This window comes from Pseudokineococcus lusitanus (assembly GCF_003751265.1).
GTDB lineage: Bacteria > Actinomycetota > Actinomycetes > Actinomycetales > Quadrisphaeraceae > Pseudokineococcus > Pseudokineococcus lusitanus.
Window position 1 is genome coordinate 52,093 of sequence record NZ_RJKN01000005.1, and the last position, 20,600, is coordinate 72,692.

Consider the following 20,600-nt stretch of genomic DNA (forward strand, 5'->3'; position numbering starts at 1 on the left):
GCTCCTCGGGTCGGGGCGGGTGTCAGCGGGCGGCGGGGTGGTCGACGACGAGGCACAGCGCCTCGCGCCGGCCGGCGGCGAGGTCCTCGACGGCCCGCGGCAGGTCGGCCAGCGCCACCGGCCGCGAGAGCAGGGCGTCGAACGCCGGGTCGCGCAGCAGGTCGAGGGCCGTCGCCAGACGCTCCGCGGTCGTCCGGCGGGCCCGCCGGGACGCGGCGACGGCGCCCACCTGCGAGGCGCGGACGACGAGGCGCCGGGCGTGGAAGGCGGCGCCGAGGTCCACGGTGACCGGGCGGTCGCCGTACCAGGAGACCTCGACGAGCTCGCCCTCGTCGCCGAGCAGCTCGAGCCCGCGGCCCAGACCGGCGCCGGAGGCGGACGCGTGGACGACGACGTCGCAGCCGCCCAGCGCGTCGTCCGGCAGGGCGAAGTCGACGCCGAGGGCCGCGGCCACCGCCGCGCGCGCGGGGTCGACGTCGACGAGCTGGAGCCGCTGGAGCGGGAAGCGGCGCGCGAGGGCCGCCACGCACGCGCCGACCATCCCGGCGCCGACGACGGCGACGCGGTCGCCCATCCGCGGGGCCGCGTCCCACAGCGCGTTGAGCGCCGTCTCGACGGTGCCCGCGAGCACGGCGCGCCGGGGCGGCACGCCGTCGGGCAAGGGGTGGACGGCGGCCGCCGGCACGACGTAGCGGTCCTGGTGGGGGAAGAGGCAGAAGACGGTGCGGCCCAGGAGGTCCGGCGGGGCGCCGGCGCCGAGCCCCTCGACGACGCCGACGGACAGGTAGCCGTACTTCACGGGGCCGGGGAGGTCGCCCTCCTGGAAGGGCGCGCGCATGGTGGCCGCCACGGCCGCCGGGACGCCGCCGCGGTGGACGAGCAGCTCGCTGCCGCGGCTGTAGCCCGAGTGCAGGGTGCGGACCAACACCTCGCCCGCGGCGGGCGGGGCCAGCGGGACCTCCCGCAGCTCACCGGCCCCGGGCGCGACGGTCCAGTACGCGGTCGCGGTGGTCGCGCCGGGCTCGGACCTCGCCTGGACGGGCACGACCGGGGACCCTAGGTGACCCTGTCCGCGTGAGCCACGCCAGCGGTGCCCCGGTCCTGGCCGGCGGCACGGCGCGCCGGGACGCGACGGTCACCGGCCTGGTGACCGTGGTGCTCTGCGGGGTGCTCGCCACGTGGGCGGTGGCACGGTCCGCCGTCGTCCCGGCCGTGCCCGGCCTCGACGCCGTCGCGGCGGCCGTCGTCGGCAGCGCCCTCGTGGGCGTCGCTGCGCTCGCGGTGGCGCGCCGTGCCGACGGCTGGAGCGGCCCCGCGGACCGGGTGACCCTGCTGCGGACCGTGCTCGGTGGCGGCGTGGCGACCCTCGTCGTCGTCGACCTCCTGCACGGCGACCTCGGGCCGTCGTGGGCGGTGGTCGCGCTCGCCGCCCCGGCGCTCGCCCTGGACGGCGTCGACGGCGCCGTCGCCCGTCGGACCCGGACGTCGACCCCCGCCGGGGCCCGGCTCGACATGGAGGTCGACGCGGGCCTCATCGCGGTGCTGTGCCTCCCGGCCGCGGCGGTCGTCGGGTGGTGGGTGCTCGCGGTCGGCCTGCTGCGCTACGCCTGGGTGGCCGCCGGGCAGGTGCGCCCCGCGCTGCGCGGCGACCTCGCGCCCCGGCTCTCCCGCAAGGTCGTCGCGGCCACGCAGGGCGTGGTCCTCGTCCTCGTCGCCGTCCCCGGGCTGCCGCCGGCGCTCGCCACCGCCGCGGCGGCCGGTGCGCTCGTCGCGCTGCTGTGGTCCTTCGGGCGGGACGCGGTGGCGCTGGAGCGCGCCGCCCGCCGCTGATCAGCCCCGCACGAGCCCCCGCACGCCGCCGCCGACGAGCGTGGCGACGTCGACCATGGCGGTCGGCAGCGCCAGGCCCCGGGGGGCGGCGACGTAGCAGGTGCGCCAGCGCGGCAGGAAGCCCTGCTTGAAGCCGCGGAGGCCGCGGAAGTTGTAGAGCTGCTCGCCGTGGCTCCACACGAGGTGGCCGAGCCGCTCCCACGCGGAGGGGGCGTCGCCGCCGCCCAGCCCGGACAGGGGCGCCACGCCGAGGTTGAAGGCGGAGAAGCCGGCATCCTTGGCCCAGAGGATCGCCTCGACGAAGAGGTAGGTCATCACCGTGCTCGGCCCGTCGGGCAGCCGGCGCATGAGGTCGACCTGCACCTCCTCGCCGTCGCCGCCCACCCACAGCGTCGCGAAGGCGACGACGCGGTCGTCCTGCCGGACGACGACCACGGGGGAGCGCCGCACGTACTCCTCGTCGAAGGTGCCGAGCGAGAAGCCTTTCTCCTTGCCGTTGCGGGACGTGAGCCACGCGTCGGAGACCTCGCGGAGGGCGGGCACGAGCGGGCCGACGTCGGCCGCCGCGACGACCTCGACCGACATGCCGAGGCGCTGGGACTTGTTGCGGCAGGTGCGCAGGTTGGTCCGCGCCTTGCCGGTGAGGGAGAAGTCCGCGAGCGGGACGACGGCCTCCTCGCCGAGCTTGGTCAGCGCGAGGCCGTGCGCGCGGTAGAGGTCGGCGTGGTCGTCGAGCACGGTGTAGAAGACGGGTCGCCCGCCGTGCCGGTCGACCTCCGCGAGGAAGCTCCCGAGCAGCCCGGGGAAGGCCGTGGCGTCGCCGACGGGGTCGCCCATGACGACCCAGCTGCGGCCCTCCACCTGGTACATGAGGAAGGCGGCGCCGCAGGGCGCGAAGTGGAAGCGCTTGTCGCCGGTGAAGGCCAGCTGGGACGAGCACCGGCCGGAGCGCGCGACGAGGTCGGCGACCCGCGCCATCTCCGCGTCGTCGGCGGCCCGCTGCGCGGGGGTGCGGCGGCGCAGCACCCAGCGCCCGCCGAGGAGGACCCCGGCGACGCCGGCGAGCACCGCGAGGCGGTCGGCGAGGGCGGTGTCGCCGGAGCTCGAGGCGGCGAGCAGCGGCGCGTCGACGGCGCCGCCGCCGAGCTCGAGCCACCACACCGCCGCGCCGACGAGCACGGCCGCGGCGACGGGACGGACGGGGGCCCGGCGGCCGGCGGGGCCGGCGCCGCGGTGGAAGACGCCGCGCGCGGGCAGGAGCAGGAGCGCGAGGCCGCTCGTCACCCCGGTGAGCACGAGGTCTCCGTGGGTGGCCGCGACCACGGCGAGACCGGCCAGCAGCGCCAGCGTCGCCACCCACGCCGCGCGCCAGCGCCGGTGGAGCCCGCGGGCGAGGACGAGGGCCGCCAGTCCGCCGAGGCCGGTCGTGACGCCCGACAGGTCGGGCAGGCGGGCGCCCGGGAGGTCGCCGCGGAGCAGGACGAGGAGCCCGGTGCCGGCGACGACGAGGGCGAGGACGGACGGCGTCAGGACCGTGGGCAGCCGGGCGGCGGACGCGGCCGCGGCGCGGGCGGGCGCGGGCGCCGGTGCCGGCGGGGCGGTCGTCTCGAGGGCGGACGGGCGGCGCATGGCGGGGACGGCGGCGGCAGCGGGCGCCGCGGGGGTGACCTCGGCGCGACGGGCCGCGGCGGTACGGACCTCGTGCCGCACGAGGAGCGCGGCCGCGAGGAGCAGCGGGAGCACGAAGTAGACGAGCCGGTAGGCCACGAGCGCGACGGCGAGGTCCGGCGTCGCCACCTGCGCCCCGACGAGGACGACGAGCGCCGTCTCGAAGACGCCGAGGCCGCCGGGCACGTTGCTGACGAGCCCCGCGACGGTGGCGACGGCGAAGGCCGCGGCGAAGGGCAGGAAGGGCATCCGGCCGTCCGCGGGCAGGAGCACGTAGAGGGCGGCCGCCATCGTCAGCCACTCGACCGTGGACAGCGCCACCTGCGCGAGGGCCACGCGCGGGGTCGGCGGTGCGACGCGCCGGCTCCCGCGGCCGACGGCCCGACCGGTGCAGGCCCAGGCGAGGAAGCCGGCGACCGCGGCGAGCAGCACGACCCCGAGGGCGAGCGTCGCCGCCGGGGGGAGCCGCAGGGCCCGGCCGGCCGCTCCGGGGTCGTGCACCACGCCAGCGCCCGCGAGGACGGCCGCACCGAGCGCCACGGTGACGGTGCTGAAGCCGAGGACGCGCGCCACGGCGGGGCCGGGGACCTGCCAGCCGGAGTAGACGCGGGCGCGCAGGGCCGCGCCGACGAGCGCGGAGGCGCCGAGGTTGTTGCCGAAGGCGGTGGCGACGAAGGACGCCAGGCCGTACCGGCGGTAGGGCAGGGGGTGGCCCACGTAGCGCAGCGCGAGCGCGTCGTACCCCGTCATGGCGACGTACGACGTCGCCGTGGCGAGGAGCGCGGCGAGCACGACGCCGGGGCCGAGCGCGACGAGGTCGCCGCCGAGGTCCGACCAGTCGTAGGACCGGAAGGTGCGGTGCAGGAGCACGAGGGCGGCCGCGAGCACCCCGCCGACGAGCAGCGGGGCGAGCAGCCGGCGCACCGGGCCGGGCAGGCGGACGGTCGACGAGCGCATGGGAGAGGAGTCGGCCGGTCGCGCCCGCGGCTTGACCCCCGGGCGGGGGTCAGCCGGTGCGGGCGCCGTCGACGGCGCGGGCGGCGGAGGACGCCTGCCGGGGGAGCGACGTCGTCGGCCGCCCCGGGCCGGCGGTGGCGGTGGCCGCCGACGCGGCCGGCCGGGGGTCCGTCCCCGGCCGCCCGAGGAGGTACCCCTGCACCTCGTCGCAGCCCGCCTGCCGCAGCTGCCGCAGCTGCTCCTCGTCCTCGACCCCCTCGGCGACGACGGAGAGGCCGAAGGCGTGGGCGGCGTGGACGACGAGCCGGACGAGCTCGGCCGCGCCGGGCGAGGTGGACCAGACGAGGCTCTTGTCGATCTTCAGCGTGTCCGCGTGGAGGTCCTGCAGCTGGCTGATGGACGTGTAGCCCGTCCCGAAGTCGTCGATGCTCACCGCGACGCCCAGCGCGCGGAGCCGCTCGAGGTGCGTCGTCGCGAGGGGGTGGCTCACGAGGACGGTCTCGGTGAGCTCGAGGACGAGCGCGCCGGGACGCAGGTCGGCCGCCGCCAGGGCGTCCGCCACGTCGGCGACCAGCGCCGGGTCGACGAGGTGCCGGCCCGAGATGTTGACCGCCACGGTCGTCCTGGCGTCCGCCCGTCCCTCGGCGCGCCAGCGGGCCAGCTGCTGCGTCGCCGTCCGCAGGACCCAGCGGTCCAGGTCGCAGACGAGCGAGCTGCGCTCGGCCACGGGGATGAAGGCGTCGGGAGCCACCAGCCCGTGCCCCGGCCGGTCCCAGCGCAGCAGCGCCTCGTACCCGACGACGCGCCGGTCCGCCGCCCGCACGACGGGCTGGTAGTGCAGGAGCAGCTCGTCGTCCCGGAGCGCCCGCCGCAGGGCCGCCTCGGTGCGGGCGACCTCGTCGAGCTCGGCGCGCAGCGCGTCGTCGAAGACCTCCAGCCGGTTCCGGCCGGACGCCTTGGCGCGGTAGGCCGCGGTGTCGGCGTCGTGGACGAGCCGTGAGGCGTCGGTCCCGCCGCCGCCCTCGACGACCACCCCGACGCTGGCGCCGATGACGACCTCGCCCGCGGACGTGCGGAAGGGCGCGGCGAGGGCGTCCACGACCCGCTGGGCCAGCTCGACGAGCGCCTCCTCGGAGGCCAGCTGCTCGACGAGGACGACGATCTCGTCGCCGCCGAGGCGTCCGACGCCGTCACCGGCGCGGACCGTCGCCCGCAGCCGGACCGCCACCTCGCGGAGCACCTCGTCGCCCACCGCGTGGCCGTGCCGGTCGTTGACCGCCTTGAAGTGGTCGAGGTCGACGAAGAGCAGCCCGACCGGCGTCCCGGAGCGGACCGCCCGGTGCAGCGCCGCCGCGACGTCCTCGAGGATCTGGCCGCGGTTGGCCAGCTGCGTCAGCGGGTCGTGGGCGGCCGCGTGGGCCAGGTCGCCCCGGAGCGCGTCGCGCTGGGCGGAGTACCGCACCACCTGGCCGACGACCGTGGCGAGCCGCGCGACGACGAGGCCGAAGAGGCCGAGCGACGAGACGACGAGCGCCCACACGTCGAACGGCGCGCCGAGCAGGTGCTGGACCGCCATCGTCACGGGCGCCAGCGCCACCGCCCCGGCCAGGACGGTGAGGCGCCGGCGGCTGAGCGGGCTCGTCGCCGTCGGTGCCCCTGCGTCGGCCGGCCGGTCCGGGTGGTCGGGGTCGGAGAGCTCGCGCATCGACGGGTGCAGCGCCGCTGCCCCCAGCAGCGTGTAGGAGGCGATCCACAGGCCGCTCGTCAACCCGCCGTCGTCCCAGTCGCCGGCTGCGGAGAGGGCGGCGTAGAGCGTGTCGGCGACCAGCAGCAGGGCCATGGAGGTGGCCAGGAGCCGGAAGGACGGCGTCCGGGCGCCGGGGGCCATGACGAGGAGGACCAGCAGCGCCAGCAGGAGGATGTCGGCCATCGGGTAGGCCGCGGAGACGACGCGGGCGACGAGGGGCTCGTCGGACACGAGCAGCGGGTGCGCCAGCGCGACCCACGAGACGAGGGTCAGCGCGAGGGTCAGGACGGCGCCGTCGAGCAGCGCCCCGCGCCCGACCTCGCCGGGGCGCGCCCGCACGAGGCGGTGCAGGCCGAGGGCGATGACGGGGTAGGCCGCCAGGTACACGACGTCGGCCGGGCTGGGGAACGGCGTGAGGTGCAGGACGTGGTCGTAGACCGCGAAGACGCCGTCGGCGACGGTGAACATCACCTGTCCCGCGGCCAGCAGCCACCAGGCCGCTCGCTCGCGGGGCCGGCTGCGCCGCAGCCCCCAGAGGACGGCGGCCACGCCGAGGAGGCCGCTGACGGCGTAGGCGGCGTCGCGGAGGAGGCCGTTGGGGACGGCGAAGTAGGCCACGGCCACGAGGGCCGCGGCGCCGAGGTACAGGCGCAGGTGGAGCACGAGGGACCTCATCGACCGGCTGCCGGAGGGGCTGAGGGTCGAGGTGCGGCTGCTGCGGGTGCCTCTCACCTGATCGCCGCAGAGCCACCTGCCTCCCGCGGGGCGCCGCCGTCGCCGGCGTCGCCACGGGTGGGCCCCGTGGGGCTCGAACCCACAACCCGCGGAGTAGATGGTAGGAGCTTTCGAGGGCACCCGGGGACTAGCAGATCCGCAGACTGCTGCGGGTGACGTCACCGTTGACCTCACGGTTCCCCACGGCAGACCTCGGTCAAAACGGTGAGTAGGAGGTGGGCGACAGGCAGGGGACGGACCCCTGCCGCCACCCGTCCGGGTGCGTGACGGCGAGGAGGTGCGTAGGGATGCCGGCCTTGCTGACGTGTGACCCGCAACGGGCCGTTGACACCCGCTCGCGGGCCACTAGGCCCTCGTGACTCCCGCCGCCCCTTGCGGCTGAGGACAACAGCTGGCGACCCTTCCAGGAGCCTCGCAGAGCTACAGGGGCGGTGTGCCGGGACCGTATGACGCACCTCAACGGGCCGGGCTGACGTTCACAGGAGGACGACGAGAGCGCCTTCAGCGGTGTCTTACGACAGCGCGAGCCACGAAGTGCAAGGCACGTCATTCTGTGGGCCCTCGGTGTGCCCGCCCGGCGCCGCCTCAGACACGTCAGCTGGTTCGCGTGCCGCTGGACCGCGTGACGGTCGGCCGATGCCATCTCTAACGTCCATCGCCCAGTGACGTGGGCCCTCGACTGCAGTACGCGCGGCCTTGTGTCACCAGACCTGTCGACGAAGCAGCGGTGGCAACGCTTCGAGACCGCCGGCCGGGGGCTGAACCGTGCGGGACGGCAAAGCGACGCTACGCCAGCTTGGCGCGGAGCGGTGCGCGCACTCCAACGAGCTGTCGCCCGGGGTGGGCAGGGCGCCCTAACCCCCACCTCCTGAGTGGCGTCACGCGCCTCTGTTGGCCATGGAGTGACCCACGCGTTTCCCCCCAGGTTCTGTCAGCGCGTGCGAGCATCCAACCCTTGCCTCAACTGGGAGGCAATGAGACTCGGGGGGTCATTGCCTTGACACAGCCCACATCACAGGGACGCCCGCGCCCGCGCTTCCGTACTCGCGAGGACGCGCCGGCCGCGGCGAAGGACCCCGAGAGTCTCTTTGGGGAGCTGCCTCGAACTCCTAAGGGAGTTGGTGCGCTGTGGTCCCATCAGGCGGACCAGTTGCGTGTCTATTCCGAACACCATAAGAGCACCCCAGACGTTGCCTTGGAGCTTCCTACGGGTTCGGGTAAGACGTTGGTCGGACTCCTCATCGCAGAGTGGCGACGACGGGCACTGGGCCACCGTGTTGTCTATGCATGCCCCACTAAGCAGCTTGCTCGCCAAGTACTCGTTAAGGCGCAGGAGCAGGGCATCCCCGCCGTCCTCCTCGTCGGCCCTCACCGTCAATGGGACAGGGCCGATCTAGGCCGCTACACGCGTGGCGAAGCAACGGCGATAACAGTTTATAGTGCCATCTTCAATATGAATTCCCAGCTTGCGGATTCCCAAACACTGCTCTTCGACGACGCGCATGCGGCCGAAGGCTTCGTCGCGGAAGCGTGGGCGCTAAACATCGAGCGCGGCAACGCCGTTTACACCCAGCTCTTCGACGCCCTAGCGGAGGACATCGATCAGCACTTCGTCACCCGGATGGTCTCGCCAGACAGCCTAGCCGTGGACCATGCGGAAGTTCGACTGCTTCCCGTGGCTACAGTGGCTCGACGTGTAGACGACCTAGATGCAGTGCTAGCCACTCTCCAGGGCAACGAGGGCTGGCGATACAGAATGCTACGCGCCAATCTTGTGTCATGCCTGGTGTATGTCGCACGCGCAGGCTTCTATATTCGCCCCATGATCCCGCCCACTTTCGAGCACGAAGCATTTACGAATCCCGATCAACGCATCTATCTGTCGGCAACTCTCGGCGATGCGGGGGAACTTGAGCGTGCTTTCGGCCGAGGTTCCATCAGCCGGGTGCCGGTTCCCCCCGCATGGGACCGAACCGGCAGTGGGCGGCGCTTCTTCGTCTTCCCTGACCTGGCTGCGTCTCCTAGTGACCAGGCTGACCTAGAGACCCCCGACGATTCTGCGCCTCCGGCAGGATCCCAACTGCTAGCGGAAATCTTCGATCTTGCGGACCGACGGCTTGTCCTAACGCCGGACGAAAGGCGAGCATCCGCTATGGCGAAGTCGCTCGAAGTTCCGGAGGGCGAACGCTACGACGCAAAGGACCCAGAGGCAGGTCTACAGCCGTTTGTAAGTGCCCACCGTGGGACACTTCTGGCTGCAAACCGCTACGACGGAATGGACCTCGCGGCAGATGCGTGCCGCATGATGCTGATGGACGGGCTGCCCTCGGCGTCGCACCTCCAAGATCGCTTTCTGGAGTCGAAGCTTCGAGCAGGTGAGGTGCTGCGGGAGCGCATCCGGACGCGAGTCGTACAGGGTACGGGTCGTTGTACGCGGGGACCCAAAGACTGGGCCGTCGTGGTGATCACCGGAGAGGACCTTCTTCGATACTTGTCACGCGTGGAAGTCCGTTCGACGCTCCCAGTGGAGTTGCAGGCTGAGGTGGCCTTTGGCCTGCGCGCCAGTCAAGTGCCCAGCGATGAACTCGTGCTGCTTGCCGAAAGTGCGCTTCTCCAGGACGAGGTTTGGCAGGAGGATGCTGAGCCTGACTTGGCGAGGCGTCGCCGTGAAGCTGAGCGCAAGCCATCGCCCCACGTTGACCAGCTTGCTGCCAGCGCCACCCGAGAGGTCCGCGCTTGGACCTTCGCCTGGGAACGTGATTGGGAAGCAGCGGCCCGTACAGCTGTGGAGATCATGGAGAAGCTGACCGCTGCGCCGCTCCGGCCCTACCGGGCACTGTGGGCTTACCTCGGGAGTGCCTGGTCGAGCCTTGCAACAGTGGAGGGGGACAGTGCGGCGATCGAGAGAGCCGAGCATCTTCTGCGTCTGGCTCACAAGGCTGCGGTTGGCACGACCTGGTTGAAGGAGGTGCAGCCGCTGCCGTCTGCGGCTCCGGATTCAGAACCGGTCGACGAGGAGGCGGTGGGTCGCATTCAAGAGTTGCTTGATGGCCAGATGCGCTCTGTTGGCAAGTTCAATACAGAGGTGTCGACCATGCTTGCCGATCTCGCGCAGTCTGAGGCTAAGAGGTACGAAAGGGCGCTCGTTACCCTAGGGAGATTACTCGGTGCCGACGCTTTCAAACCGGATGGTCAAGGTAGGGCCGATGCTGTTTGGCTGTGGACGCCGCTATGGCTGACCGTAGAGGCTAAGAGCGAGCAGAGCAGTGAGGGACTCTTGAGCATGGGTTACGTGCGTCAAGCAAATACTCAGTTGGCATCCGTCGCCGGCGACCGCGGGGAGGATGCGCCGCCTGATGGCAGCATCAGCGTAATCGTCAGCCCCAGAGGAGTCGTGGACCCCGATGGTGTCGCTATCGCGTCTCCGCATGTTCACCTAGCTTCTCCGAGGCTATTGTTGGACGTGGCTCACGATGTCGTCAGGGCTTGGAGAGAACTCCGTGGCCTGACGCCAGGTGTGTCCGGCGATGCTCGCCGTCAAGCAACGGCTTCGCTCCTGTGGCAGCACCGTGTGCTGCCTACGCAGGTCAAGGAGCGCCTTGGCCGCGATCCCATCCGTGGCGTCTGATCAGGTTAGTCTTCCACTGCCGCCATGACCTAGTGCCCGGCGTGCCAGTGCCACCGTGGGCTGCCACCTCTTCCGCACCATGCTGGTCGTTTGCTGTCGCGGTATGGGTAGTCGCCCGTACCGCGACAGCAGACGCTCCATACCCCGAATACCGTCAGGCTGGCGAAGTTACCGTGGGGCGAGACGACTGGTTGAGGCGCTCTGGTCGGCTTCCGCTAGTAGAGACGCTGCGCAGTCATGGCGTCTCTGGCGAGTGTGTGGTGGATCGGTGACGACCGACCTGGGTCGTGGGTGCCCTCATGAACTCAACGTTTGTGATGGCGCCAATTGGGAACCGTCATCGTGGGCGGAGGTGGCGGTGGTTGTAGTAGAGGCCACGTGCAGCGACCGGCCGGCAAAGGGGGTGGCAGTGCGCCCCTTAGTGCGTGGCTTAGGTGGGCGGCGCGTCTCGGTGCATTGCGCAGGCACGTTGATCAAGCGTGTGATGAGCGGGACCTTGCCGATGACCGAGCAGGTGTAGCGGATCTGTACTGGTGCAGAATGGCCGGTGAGGTGTGTATCTGCCCGCTTGTCGCTACAACTAGGGGTGAAGGTCCTTTAGTCGGCCAGGGCGCGGTGGTAGCGCTCGACCTTGCCGTTGGTCTACGGCCGGTAGGAGCGTATTCCCTTAACCATCATGCCCGACTTGGCGCACGCCATTGACTAAACGCGCGGCTTCGACACGGACCCGTTGTACGACAGGATCCGAGCGATGCGCACGCCGCGGGCGGCGCAGCGCGAGGCCGCCTGAGCCAGAAGGCCGGTATTAGTCATGGCGGTCCCTTCGTCGTGGAACTCGGCGTAGGCGACTCTCGGGTGGTCGTCGGCCACGTGTGTGCACGAGCACGTGCGAGCTTGGGTTGGTGGCGGGCGTTGCGGTCTGCGCCGACGGTCGCGGCCCTGTTGCGGTCACCCCGAGCGCGGCCGACGTAGCGCCACCCACCGCTGCCGGGGAAGTGCCGAGCTTCTTCACGCTGTCTAATCCAGCGCGCCGGGACCTGTCGTGCTCGTAGCGGCGGATCGGCTCGCCGGTGCGGAGGTCGACACGGAAGCGCCAGTTGAGCCGGCACCGGACCGGCACCGCGTGCATCACCGCGGCCGGTGCGCCCGTGACCGAGATGGTCAGGGGGACAAGCGCTGCTTCCACCGCATGTGCAGCACCCGACGACCAAGGTGGCTGTGCGTGCGGGACGGGCTTCGGTGCGGCCGCGAGGAAGCGGTTGGTCATCCCTCCAGCGCCCATCGCGGCGTACCACACCGACCACCGCTTGGCCGTCGGCCACGTCGCTCGGAAGTACCTCGCTGTGGGGGCTACCGGCCCTCCGTCGTTGACCACCAGCCGTCCGAGCCGGGCCCGGCGTTCGGGAGCAGGGCCGCACCAGCGTGGGACACGAGTCTTCCTGGTCGTGGTGCGAGAGCTTCAGCAGTCCAAGTGCGGGAGCTCCTCGCCCACGTCAGGTCGCGTTACCAGCTCACGCACGGCCAGGCGAGCGCGGCGTCGCGAGGTTTGGCCAGGCACGCCGCATACGGCATCTGGTTCACATCCACGCGCCGGATGCTTCCGTCGGGTACAGTTAGCTCCCATGAGCGAGCAGAAGCAGGCCCTGGAGGCCCTGGAGGACGCGCGGGTGCTGGACGGTCTGCGCTGGGCGGCTCGTTCCAGCGCCTCTCGGGTCCTCTCTGACTACGACTCCGACACAGGTCACGACCAGGGGTGGCTGGGCTACTCGCACCACAAGCTGCTTAAAGATCGTATGGATCGAGTCTTCTCCTGCGGTAAGTATGCAGTGCCCTCATCTGGGGAAGACGCTGCAGGGCTTGATGTGCTGGGTGCCGGTCTCGACCAAGAGGAGCTCCTCAACATGCCCCTCATCCCCGTGGGCGTCGTCCACCGGGATGAGCTAAACGGGTCACCTGGTTGGCGGGCGGGTGAGTGGCGGTGGTTGCTTGCCTCTTTCCGGTACGGTGAGGGCGAGCGGATCCACTGGGTACAGAAGAGTCCGACGAAGCAGCGCGTTGCAGCGCAGCCGCGGCCCGATCAGCTCATGATCGAAGACGAACAGTTGGGTATCTCTAGCCTGGGCGATGACGCGCCGGTGAGCATTCCCAGCCTTATGCACGATGCGACAACGACTCTTGTGCTCGGGCACTCACTTGACCCCTTCTCTGGCGGGCTGCAGCTCCCCTTCGGACGACCGCGCCTGAATCTCGGGGGAGGCGATTGCTGGTACTGGGTCACCGATCTCGCGGGAACTCCTGGCGGCGGCGGCGGTGGTCGCCTAGTCGACCCGGTGAGGCCGGGTGGTCAGGATGGGCAGGTGGTCGCGGACGCCCCCGTTCGACTTCGTCGCCGCGGTGTCACCGTCGACGGCACGAGCAACGCCACGTGAGCCGCCGAGTTGGTTCCGATGATCGGGCTGGCGATGCGGCTCGTATGTTCGATGGTGAGCGACTGACGCTCGCTCGTCATCTTGCGGGCTTGCGTAAGAATGGCCTGGCGGACGCCATCGGAAAGACGCCCACCGCTGTCGCAGCTTACGAAAATGGTAGTAAGCGACCTGCGGCGGCGACAGTGGCTCAACTTTGCCTGGCCCTAGGCGTGGATCCCGAGTTCTTTGTGGCGGGTCTCCCCCGTTACGCGTCAACGCAGGGGGCTCCACACTTCCGCTCGTTGCGATCGACGACTCAGGTGGTACGAGACCAAGCGTACTCGCTGGGGCAGATTGCGGTCAGCGTGGCTGCCGCCGTAGAGCGACACGTCGAGTTTCCGGAGGTTGACGTGCCGCATGCAGTTGTTGATCACGACGCTGCGGACGAGACCATTGGCGACGCGGCCCGCGCGCTCCGCCAGAGTTGGGGTATGGACGAGGGGGCTCTGCCTCACATCGTGCGCCTGGTCGAGAACCATGGCGTACTAGTTGTCTTTGGCGCGGCACAGACGTCTTCGGTTGACGCTTATTCGTTCAACAATGCTCACCGTCCTGTGATGGTACTGAACCCTCTGAAGGATGACTACTATAGGCAACGATTCGATGTTGCCCATGAGTTGGGTCACCTCGTGATGCACTCGGACTCAGAGCCGGGCGGGCGTGTTGTGGAAGAGCAAGCGCATAGATTTGCTGCGGAATTGTTGATGCCGGAGGACCAGATCCGTCCAATGCTGCCTTCTAGGGCGGACTGGCGGGCGCTTGGTCATCTTAAAGAAGCCTGGGGAGTCAGTATGCAGGCCTTGCTTTATCGAGCGCGGCAGTTGGGCGTGATGACGGACACCACGTACAGGAATGCAATGACGACGGTCTCGGCTCGGGGGTGGCGTAGGCGCGAGCCCGGGCCAACGCCAATGCTGGAGCAGCCGTCCCTATTGCCGAAAGCGATAGAACTGTTGATCGGAGAGGGGCTGCACTCGCGCGCTATTGCGGCGGAAGCCCGGGCCCCCATAGGACTTTTTCAATTGGTCACCTCGCGTACCCCCACAAGTGTCACTCCTGACCTGCCGGTCGACGACGTGAGGACCGCGCCGAGTTCAGGCTCGCTGCTCGCCTTGGTGAATGACTGATCTAGCCGTTGGGAACCTGTGGCGGTCATCCAGGTGTCGATGAGGCCTGAGGGGGCGGGTCATATCGCGGCGCCTATATTGTCGCGGTCTAGTTGGCCCGGTGACGATTGTGGCTCATTCCCAGCTGCCATGCCCGATATGCCGGTGAGGGAGCTTCGTATGTCCGTCAGGGCTGAGATCGCTCATGACTGGTAAGGCCAGGCGATCCCGGCCTGTGACCATTGTGCGCCGCCCCTCTGGGCCAGCCACTAGCGGTCGATGAGCGGGCGCCCTGGACGTGCCGCTTGACCAGCAGAGAGCCGTATGCCCCCTAGCGAGGCTCGCGGTTCTGATTGTCCTCGCCGCGTAGTAGAGGGAGATCGAGGGGGAGCCTAAGCGGGAAAGTTGGGGGTATGAGCCTTAGGCAGGTTCAGCGGTCACCGCTTGTCGATAGCAGCCGAAATCGCGCCACCTTCGCAGGGTCCAACTATTAGGGGCCCATGGCTCTGAAACAACGAAAGGCGGGGCACGCCCACCCGGCTTCCCAGGTGAAGCGTGCCCCGCACGGTGGTGCTAAATCACTCGGCGGCAGTCCGAGAGATGAGGGTGAAGGTGGCGCTCACGCCCACCCCGTGCGCGTAGACGTCGCCCCACACCTTGTGGTCGCCCATCTCGACAGACGCGATAACACCGAGCATGTCGGCGTGAGTACCGACCATCTGGCGGAAGACGTCTGCCGCTTCGTCAGCAAGCTGAGTGGCATTCCACTGGCCGGTGCCGATGCCCAGACCAGCGGTCACGCCGATGCGGACACGGCGGATGCCATCTGCGCCGACGACCGTACCGAGGTGCTGGCCGCTATTGGTCTTGACGTAAACTTCAGCGCTACCGGCGTAGCTGGTCGTCAGGCGATCCCGCAGGCGCATCGGCAGGTACCCGCTGAAGGCCTCCACGGCCCATGCGGGCACCTCCGCGTCGATCACCGGGACCGGCTCGCTGGCGCGTACGACGAGGACGGAGAAGCGGTCAACGTGGTGGTCTCCGGTCCAGTCCGTTCCGCCGTGAGGGACCTCGATGCGCCAGCCGTTAACCGCTAGTGCCTTTTCGAGAGCCACGTCGGTCAGCGGCACGTGCTGAGCGGTCCGCGTGTATGCCACCTCGACGCTTCCAGTGATCGTGCCGTTAAGCGTGTCCCGCTTGACGTCCCGTGTCTGCGAGACGGCGAGGTGAGGAAGAGCGGTCACGGTCGGCAGCTCGTTAACAACCACGGCCTCGATTCCAACGGCAGGAGCGATGTAGGGCGCCACAAGATTGGCAAGGGTGGTGTCGTCGGAGAGAAGCCCTCGCTCAGCGATGGCAAGTGCGGACTCTCCCGCAGGCACCAGGTAGCCGTAGCGCTCAACGTCAGCGCGAGCCCTAAGCAGATAGTCAACGGTCACCGTGTCGTCACCACGTCGGAGCCGGGCAACGGCGTCAGCCTCAGCCGCCTTAGCGGCGTCAGCACTGCTGCGCCACCCCATGAGGCGTCCCTTTGCCGTGCCGTAAGTCGTCTTGCTCTCCGTTACGCGGTCTGCATAAGTCTTGGTCTTAGCCATTAGTCGATTACTCAATCTCTAGGTTGGTTGGTCTGCCGGGCGCCTGCGGCGCCCGGGTCGACCTGTAGCGGTCAGCGGCGTAGCCGGAGCCCCGCCGCGTCAGCGGCGGTTGTGTTGGCTCAATGGCAGCCTTGAGAGCCTTTCTGCCGTCGTCGTCTCGACCCCAGACGTAGCCGTCTGGTGCCGGGTCTCCGTCCAACACGTGCGTGCTGTTACTGGTCAGCCAGGAGGGGAAGCCGGGTGCGCCAGGTGACTCCAGCCGTAGGGCATCGGCCCCCGGAGGGGGTGGAGGCGGGAAGTCGGTCACCTCGTTTACCGCCGCTGGTCTGGTAACTGGATTGTTCAATGGTCTGTTTGCTGCAACATCCCGGGCCACCCTGGTGCGACTTGCCGGGCCACCCCCTGCAACATCCCGGGCCACCCTGGGTAGGGGTGGTGTCACTTCCCGGGCCACCTCGTCGAGGGGTAGTTCAACTTCCCGGGCCACCTGCTCAGGGGGTGGTGGAACGTCCCGGGCCACCCCCGGGACGGCCAGCTGGTAGGTGGCGCCCCGCCTGCCAGGTACGGCAGGTGCGGTCACCACTAGCCAGCCCGTCTCCACGAGGTCGCGCATGGCCTCTTGGACCGTGGAGCGCGCCTGCCCGGTTCTCTCGACTACCTGCCGCTGAGAGGGATAGATGTTCCCGCCGTCTCTGCCGCTGTAAGTGGCGAGGGCTAGCCCGGTGAACTTCGCCGCTTTCCGTAGGTCACTGTCGAGTAGACGCTTCTCCCATTCGAAGCGGGCACTCATGGATGACCTGCTGACGTTGGCACGAGGAAGGTCCATTGCTGGCAGTTGCCGCGCCAGTTACGGGAGGGGCCGACATGAGGACCCAGCCAGCCGCCGTCCCTCGGTGCCGCCGTGCTGGCGGCTACGTCGGGGGCGCCGTAGCCGGTCTCCTCAACGAGCCGTGGAGTCGAGAGAATGGCGCCGGTCTCCCGATTATCGGCGTGAGCCGCCAGCGTCAGTCCGACTTGCTTGGTCATCTCGTCCAGATCGCTGCCGACGAGAGCGAGCATCCACCGGCGAAGCGCAGAGCGTTGCCAACGGATGACGCCCTTGCGGGGGCCCGCCCACGTCACTCGGAACCCCGCGCGACCTGGCGTCCAGTGAGGCTGAGCCGGGTGGTTGCCCCTGGCGCGATCAGCCCGTCGTCCATCAGCTCGGAGAGCACCTGCCGTGCGCGGGTCTCGTCAATGCCACAGTGCTGAGTCATCGCACCCGGACGCAGGATCGTCTCTGGCGTCTTGGCGTAGACGTAGGCGAGGAGCCGGCGGTAGTCGCCCTCAGGGTCTTCTGCCGCCTTGATCTTCGACGCTCGGGTGTGCTCTATCTGGGCGCACCTGAGGACGTGCCAACCGGCCGGCGGCTGGTCAGTTGTCACGATCGGTGCGTGCGTCAGCACGGTCTCTACTGCTATAGCCATCTTGCTTCTTCCTCTCTGGTCAACGGGGTGCGGCACTTTGAGTGGTACCCCGTCGCTGCACGGGTATGACGGGGCGCGGGGCGTGAGGGGGTACAGCGCAGCGGCCTGTACCGCGTGCTCGTAGGTCGGCTGGGGGCTTACGCCCAGCCGTCTTGCGCCAGCCGTTTGCGGCGGGCACGGGAAGCGTCGCCACGACGGGACGACAGGAGCCGCACGGCGGGTGTACTTGAGCGAAGCCGTGGGCGTGGCCGTAGGCAGCCTGGGCCGCGCAGCCGTGGCAGATACCGGCGCGGAGGTAACGCGCCTTGCGTCGCTCCCAGGAGGCAGCCGCCGTGGGCGTCTCGGTGCTCACGCAGCCGCCAGCGGAGCCGCCACGAGGTGAGCCGCCTCGTAGGCCTCCACGTCGCTGAGCCGGTAGCGGACGGCTCGGTTGAACTTCAGGTACGGCGGTCCATCGCCGCGCCAGCGGCGCGTGTCGAGGCTCGCGGGGGAGCACGACCAGCGGTCCGCGAGTGCCTTGGTGGTCAGCAGGGCAGGAGTAGTGGACACGGTGCCGCCCTCTCTTGGTGGGGGAGGCGGGGAGTCGCCTCGTGTAGGTGCGCCCCCGGGGGACGCGGCTTCGGTGGGCGCCGCTTGGAGCGGCGCGGGAGCACTAGACACCACCCAACCTGGCCACGTCAACCCCGGGTCGACACACCCGGGTTGGACGCCCCAGGGTTGTGCACCCAGGGGTGCGTGCCCCACACTCCCGGCGTGGTGCTCAAGCGGATCAGTGACGCGATGCCCAAGTGGGCTCAAACCATGGAGCCCCGACCGATCTGGGCTCACAGCAAGGAGGGAGAGGTGTGGGCCCAAGGCGTGGAGGGCGGTGAGGAGAACTGCAAGATCGAGGCTCGATGGTGGGTGTATGAGGGTGAGGTAGTGAGTGACTCGCCTCGTCAACTTGTTATTACGGTTTCCGAGGATGCGTCTGCCGGTGTGCGGGGGCGAGGCGTCACGGCTGGGCTCATGCGGCAGGTGGAGCGTGTTCTTTCCCAGTGGGTGCGCGACACGCACTGGGGTGACGAGACAGGCGTTGCCACGACGATGGAGGAGAGGGCGCGCGCGCTCGCGCAGCGACATCTGCAGGGCATGCCGTCAAGCCCGCGAGTTGATGGGACAACCTATTACTCAAAGTTGCTAGGTGCAGTCGTTGCGCTGGATGATCTTGGCTACGAGAACTCGAACCGCCTAATCGCCGAGCTCTTGGGGAAGAGCCGAGAGACCATTAAGACGCAATTGCGAGTCGCCCGGCGCGGAGGGGCCAGCTGATGGCTAGGCCGCGGATGCAGCCAGGAGAGTGGGGCACCATCACGCTCACCCCACTCACAAAACGGCCGGACGGGCGTTACGACACCGCCCCGGCAGGCACGAAGCGACCTGACCGTGTGCGGGCGCGAGCCAGAGTTCGAGGTCTTGATGGTCGCACCCGCACGGTCGAGCGCATCGCGGGGAGTCGCGCGGCGGCGGAGCGCGCGCTGCGAGCGGCGCTTGCTGAGTACGTCACTCCGTCTGCGGCGCATGCCACTTTGACTGGCGCGACGTTGGTGAAGGATGCGGCTGAGGTCTGGTGGGCAGGTGTTGAGTCGGCCGGGAACCATCGGCCCTCCACCCTGCGCGTGTACAAGGGCGTCCTCGATAATCACATCATCGGCAAGGCCGGCAGTGGGGCTATCGCCAACTTGACGCTGCGCGAAGTGCGCGTGTCGAACCTCGATGGCTTGTTGAGGGCCATCAGTCGAGACAACGGGCCGGCGGTGGCTCGGACGACACGCACGGTCATAGGGCTCATCTTCACGCTTGCCGTCCGGCACGACGCAGTGGCTCACAATCCAGTGCGCTCACTCGGCTCCATCGCAGCGGCTGGTGACCGACGCCCCAGCCTTCGGGACAAGCAGCGGGCCTTCACGGTGGAGGAGCGAGCTGCCGTCATGGCGCTCTTGCCGACGATCAGGAGCGCGCCCGTTCTCGCGACCTCGGGGACCTCGTGGCCTTCCTGGCGGGTACGGGGGCGCGCATCGGGGAAGCCTGCGCGTTGCGGTGGTCCTACCTCGACCTCGACGCCGGGACGGCGCAGCTTGGGCCGACTGTCGTGCGCGGGTTGAACGGGGCAGGGCTCTTCGTGCAGGAGCAGGGGAAAACGCAGACCGCCCCGCGGACGGTCGCGCTGCCGCCCTGGCTGGTGGCTCGACTGCTGGCTCGGCAGGTGGCCGCGATGCCCAACGAGTGGGACGCGGTCTTCCTCTCCCCACTGGGTCGGCTGCGCGAGGTGAGTAACACGACCAAGGACGTGCGGGACCTGCTGGACGACGCGGGCATGGAGTGGGCAACGAGCCACACCTTCCGCAAGTCCGTGGCGACACTGTTGGACGCGGCTGGGGTCTCCGGTCGTGAGGTCGCGAACCAGCTGGGTCATCGTCGCCCGTCCATGACGCAGACCACTACATGAGCCGACGCACCACGACGGAGCAGGCTGCGCTTCTGCTCTAGCTGAGGCAAGAAGGTGGGTAAGTGGTGGATGAGGCGCGCCAGCCTCTCGGGCACGCGGTCGCTATCGCATGTTGGTGCAGGTCAGGCAGCCAAGCGGTGGGCCCCGTGGGGCTCGAACCCACAACCCGCGGATTAAAAGTCCGCTGCTCTACCGGTTGAGCTAGAGGCCCCGGCGGCGCTGCCTCGCGCCGGGACGACCTTACGAGGTGGCGCGGGGCCGCCGCAGCGCCCGCACGTAGCGGCGGCGGTAGACGCGCTGGGCGAGCAGCAGGACCGGGAAGAGCGGGCGCCACGGGCCGTCCGGCGCAGGACGGGTGAGGGACCTCAGGGTGAGGACGACGTCGTCGCCGTCGCGGGCGACGACGAAGGCCTCCTCCCCGCTGACCGGGTGGCCGGCGAGCGTGCCGTAGGCGAAGCCGCAGCGCACCGGGGTGTCGACGACGGCGACGACGCGCACCGGCTCCAGGACGCCGACGGGGCCGAGGGCGGCGCGCAGGCGGTAGTCGGCGCCCTCGCGGGCGCGGGGCCCGCCGCCGTCCGCCGGCGTGACGGCGAAGCCGCTGCGGGTCTTGACCTCCCAGCGCAGCACCGCGTCGGCGGCCGCGCGCCAGGCGGCGTCGCCGCGGCCGACCGGGACGGTCGTCTCCAGCGCGCGGAAGCCGGCAGGACGCTCCGCCCACGTTGGGTCGTGGGGGCGGGTGGCGCCGACGGCGTCGTACGTGAGCGGGCGGACGTCGCTCGGCATGCCGGCCTCCTCGGGCGCGCGGTGGTGCGGACGCTACGGCGGGGGACCGCGCGCTCGCCGTCGTCCGCTCGCCGTCGTCCGCTGGCCGACTTCGCTGCCGAAGTCGTCCATGAGGTGCCTCGTCGT

14 protein-coding genes, 1 tRNA gene and 1 pseudogene are annotated in these 20,600 nt (G+C 70.0%); 7 read left to right on the forward strand and 9 right to left on the reverse strand.

Features of this window, described 5'->3' with window-relative positions; all coding sequences use genetic code 11:
* Positions 1–22: 22 nt before the first annotated feature.
* Positions 23–1,045 (reverse strand): zinc-dependent alcohol dehydrogenase, encoded by a 1,023-nt coding sequence (locus EDC03_RS10325; protein ID WP_123380173.1) that lies wholly within the window; start codon positions 1,043–1,045, stop codon positions 23–25.
* Between the two features lie 29 nt (positions 1,046–1,074).
* On the opposite strand from EDC03_RS10325, the gene EDC03_RS10330 reads away from it, so the two are divergent.
* Positions 1,075–1,830: a CDP-alcohol phosphatidyltransferase family protein gene (locus EDC03_RS10330; RefSeq protein ID WP_123380174.1), complete on the forward strand. Its 756-nt coding sequence runs from the start codon at positions 1,075–1,077 to the stop codon at positions 1,828–1,830.
* Here EDC03_RS10330 and mprF read toward each other — a convergent pair whose 3' ends face one another.
* Together mprF and EDC03_RS10340 are read right to left on the reverse strand one after the other, a co-directional pair.
* The gene (gene mprF, locus EDC03_RS10335) at positions 1,831–4,455 is read right to left on the reverse strand and encodes a bifunctional lysylphosphatidylglycerol flippase/synthetase MprF (protein WP_123380175.1); all 2,625 of its coding nucleotides are present in this window, start codon (positions 4,453–4,455) and stop codon (positions 1,831–1,833) included.
* Between the two features lie 49 nt (positions 4,456–4,504).
* Positions 4,505–6,934 (reverse strand): putative bifunctional diguanylate cyclase/phosphodiesterase, encoded by a 2,430-nt coding sequence (locus EDC03_RS10340; protein WP_148058054.1) that lies wholly within the window; start codon positions 6,932–6,934, stop codon positions 4,505–4,507.
* A gap of 730 nt (positions 6,935–7,664) precedes the next feature.
* Here EDC03_RS10340 and EDC03_RS10345 point away from each other — a divergent pair.
* From EDC03_RS10345 to EDC03_RS10355, 4 genes and pseudogenes are all read left to right on the forward strand, one after another.
* The gene (locus EDC03_RS10345; protein WP_277872075.1) at positions 7,665–10,565 is read left to right on the forward strand and encodes a DEAD/DEAH box helicase; all 2,901 of its coding nucleotides are present in this window, start codon (positions 7,665–7,667) and stop codon (positions 10,563–10,565) included.
* Positions 10,566–12,187: 1,622 nt separating this feature from the next.
* On the forward strand, positions 12,188–12,994 hold the full coding sequence (locus EDC03_RS10350; protein ID WP_123380178.1) for a hypothetical protein: 807 nt from the start codon (positions 12,188–12,190) through the stop codon (positions 12,992–12,994).
* A gap of 44 nt (positions 12,995–13,038) precedes the next feature.
* Positions 13,039–13,209, forward strand: a pseudogene (locus tag EDC03_RS18580) (helix-turn-helix domain-containing protein); the annotation flags it as partial.
* A gap of 129 nt (positions 13,210–13,338) precedes the next feature.
* Positions 13,339–14,160, forward strand: a complete 822-nt coding sequence (locus EDC03_RS10355) for an ImmA/IrrE family metallo-endopeptidase (protein ID WP_241967139.1) — start codon at positions 13,339–13,341, stop codon at positions 14,158–14,160.
* A gap of 557 nt (positions 14,161–14,717) precedes the next feature.
* On the opposite strand, the gene EDC03_RS10360 is transcribed toward EDC03_RS10355, so the two are convergent.
* The 4 genes from EDC03_RS10360 to EDC03_RS10375 form a co-directional block, all read right to left on the reverse strand.
* Positions 14,718–15,734: a hypothetical protein gene (locus tag EDC03_RS10360; protein WP_148058055.1), complete on the reverse strand. Its 1,017-nt coding sequence runs from the start codon at positions 15,732–15,734 to the stop codon at positions 14,718–14,720.
* Positions 15,735–15,741: 7 nt separating this feature from the next.
* Positions 15,742–16,560, reverse strand: coding sequence for a helix-turn-helix domain-containing protein (locus EDC03_RS18585; RefSeq protein WP_123380181.1), 819 nt, complete (start codon positions 16,558–16,560; stop codon positions 15,742–15,744).
* Between the two features lie 292 nt (positions 16,561–16,852).
* Positions 16,853–17,179, reverse strand: a complete 327-nt coding sequence (locus tag EDC03_RS10370) for a hypothetical protein (protein ID WP_123380182.1) — start codon at positions 17,177–17,179, stop codon at positions 16,853–16,855.
* Between the two features lie 369 nt (positions 17,180–17,548).
* A complete protein-coding gene (locus tag EDC03_RS10375) occupies positions 17,549–17,749 on the reverse strand; it encodes a helix-turn-helix transcriptional regulator (protein WP_199720149.1) in 201 nt (66 codons plus the stop codon).
* 204 nt (positions 17,750–17,953) lie between these two features.
* Between EDC03_RS10375 and EDC03_RS10380 the strand changes: the two genes are divergently transcribed.
* Positions 17,954–18,511: a hypothetical protein gene (locus tag EDC03_RS10380; protein ID WP_123380183.1), complete on the forward strand. Its 558-nt coding sequence runs from the start codon at positions 17,954–17,956 to the stop codon at positions 18,509–18,511.
* Between the two features lie 715 nt (positions 18,512–19,226).
* Positions 19,227–19,688 carry a tyrosine-type recombinase/integrase gene (locus EDC03_RS10385; RefSeq protein ID WP_123380184.1) on the forward strand — a complete coding sequence of 154 codons (462 nt, stop codon included), beginning with the start codon at positions 19,227–19,229 and terminating at the stop codon, positions 19,686–19,688.
* A gap of 138 nt (positions 19,689–19,826) precedes the next feature.
* Here EDC03_RS10385 and EDC03_RS10390 read toward each other — a convergent pair.
* Positions 19,827–19,899 (reverse strand) — tRNA-Lys (locus EDC03_RS10390).
* Between the two features lie 29 nt (positions 19,900–19,928).
* The gene (locus EDC03_RS10395; RefSeq protein WP_123380185.1) at positions 19,929–20,474 is read right to left on the reverse strand and encodes a DUF1990 family protein; all 546 of its coding nucleotides are present in this window, start codon (positions 20,472–20,474) and stop codon (positions 19,929–19,931) included.
* Positions 20,475–20,600 lie beyond the last annotated feature (126 nt).

What these genes read in the sequence shown, in the direction of transcription:
- mprF (WP_123380175.1), bottom strand. Translation starts at nt 4,455, where the DNA reads ATGCGCTCGTCGACCGTCCGCCTGCCCGGCCCGGTGCGCCGGCTGCTC.
- EDC03_RS10350 (WP_123380178.1), top strand. Translation starts at nt 12,188, where the DNA reads ATGAGCGAGCAGAAGCAGGCCCTGGAGGCCCTGGAGGACGCGCGGGTG.
- EDC03_RS18585 (WP_123380181.1), bottom strand. Translation starts at nt 16,560, where the DNA reads ATGGACCTTCCTCGTGCCAACGTCAGCAGGTCATCCATGAGTGCCCGC.
- EDC03_RS10395 (WP_123380185.1), bottom strand. Translation starts at nt 20,474, where the DNA reads ATGCCGAGCGACGTCCGCCCGCTCACGTACGACGCCGTCGGCGCCACC.
- EDC03_RS10360 (WP_148058055.1), bottom strand. Translation starts at nt 15,734, where the DNA reads ATGGCTAAGACCAAGACTTATGCAGACCGCGTAACGGAGAGCAAGACG.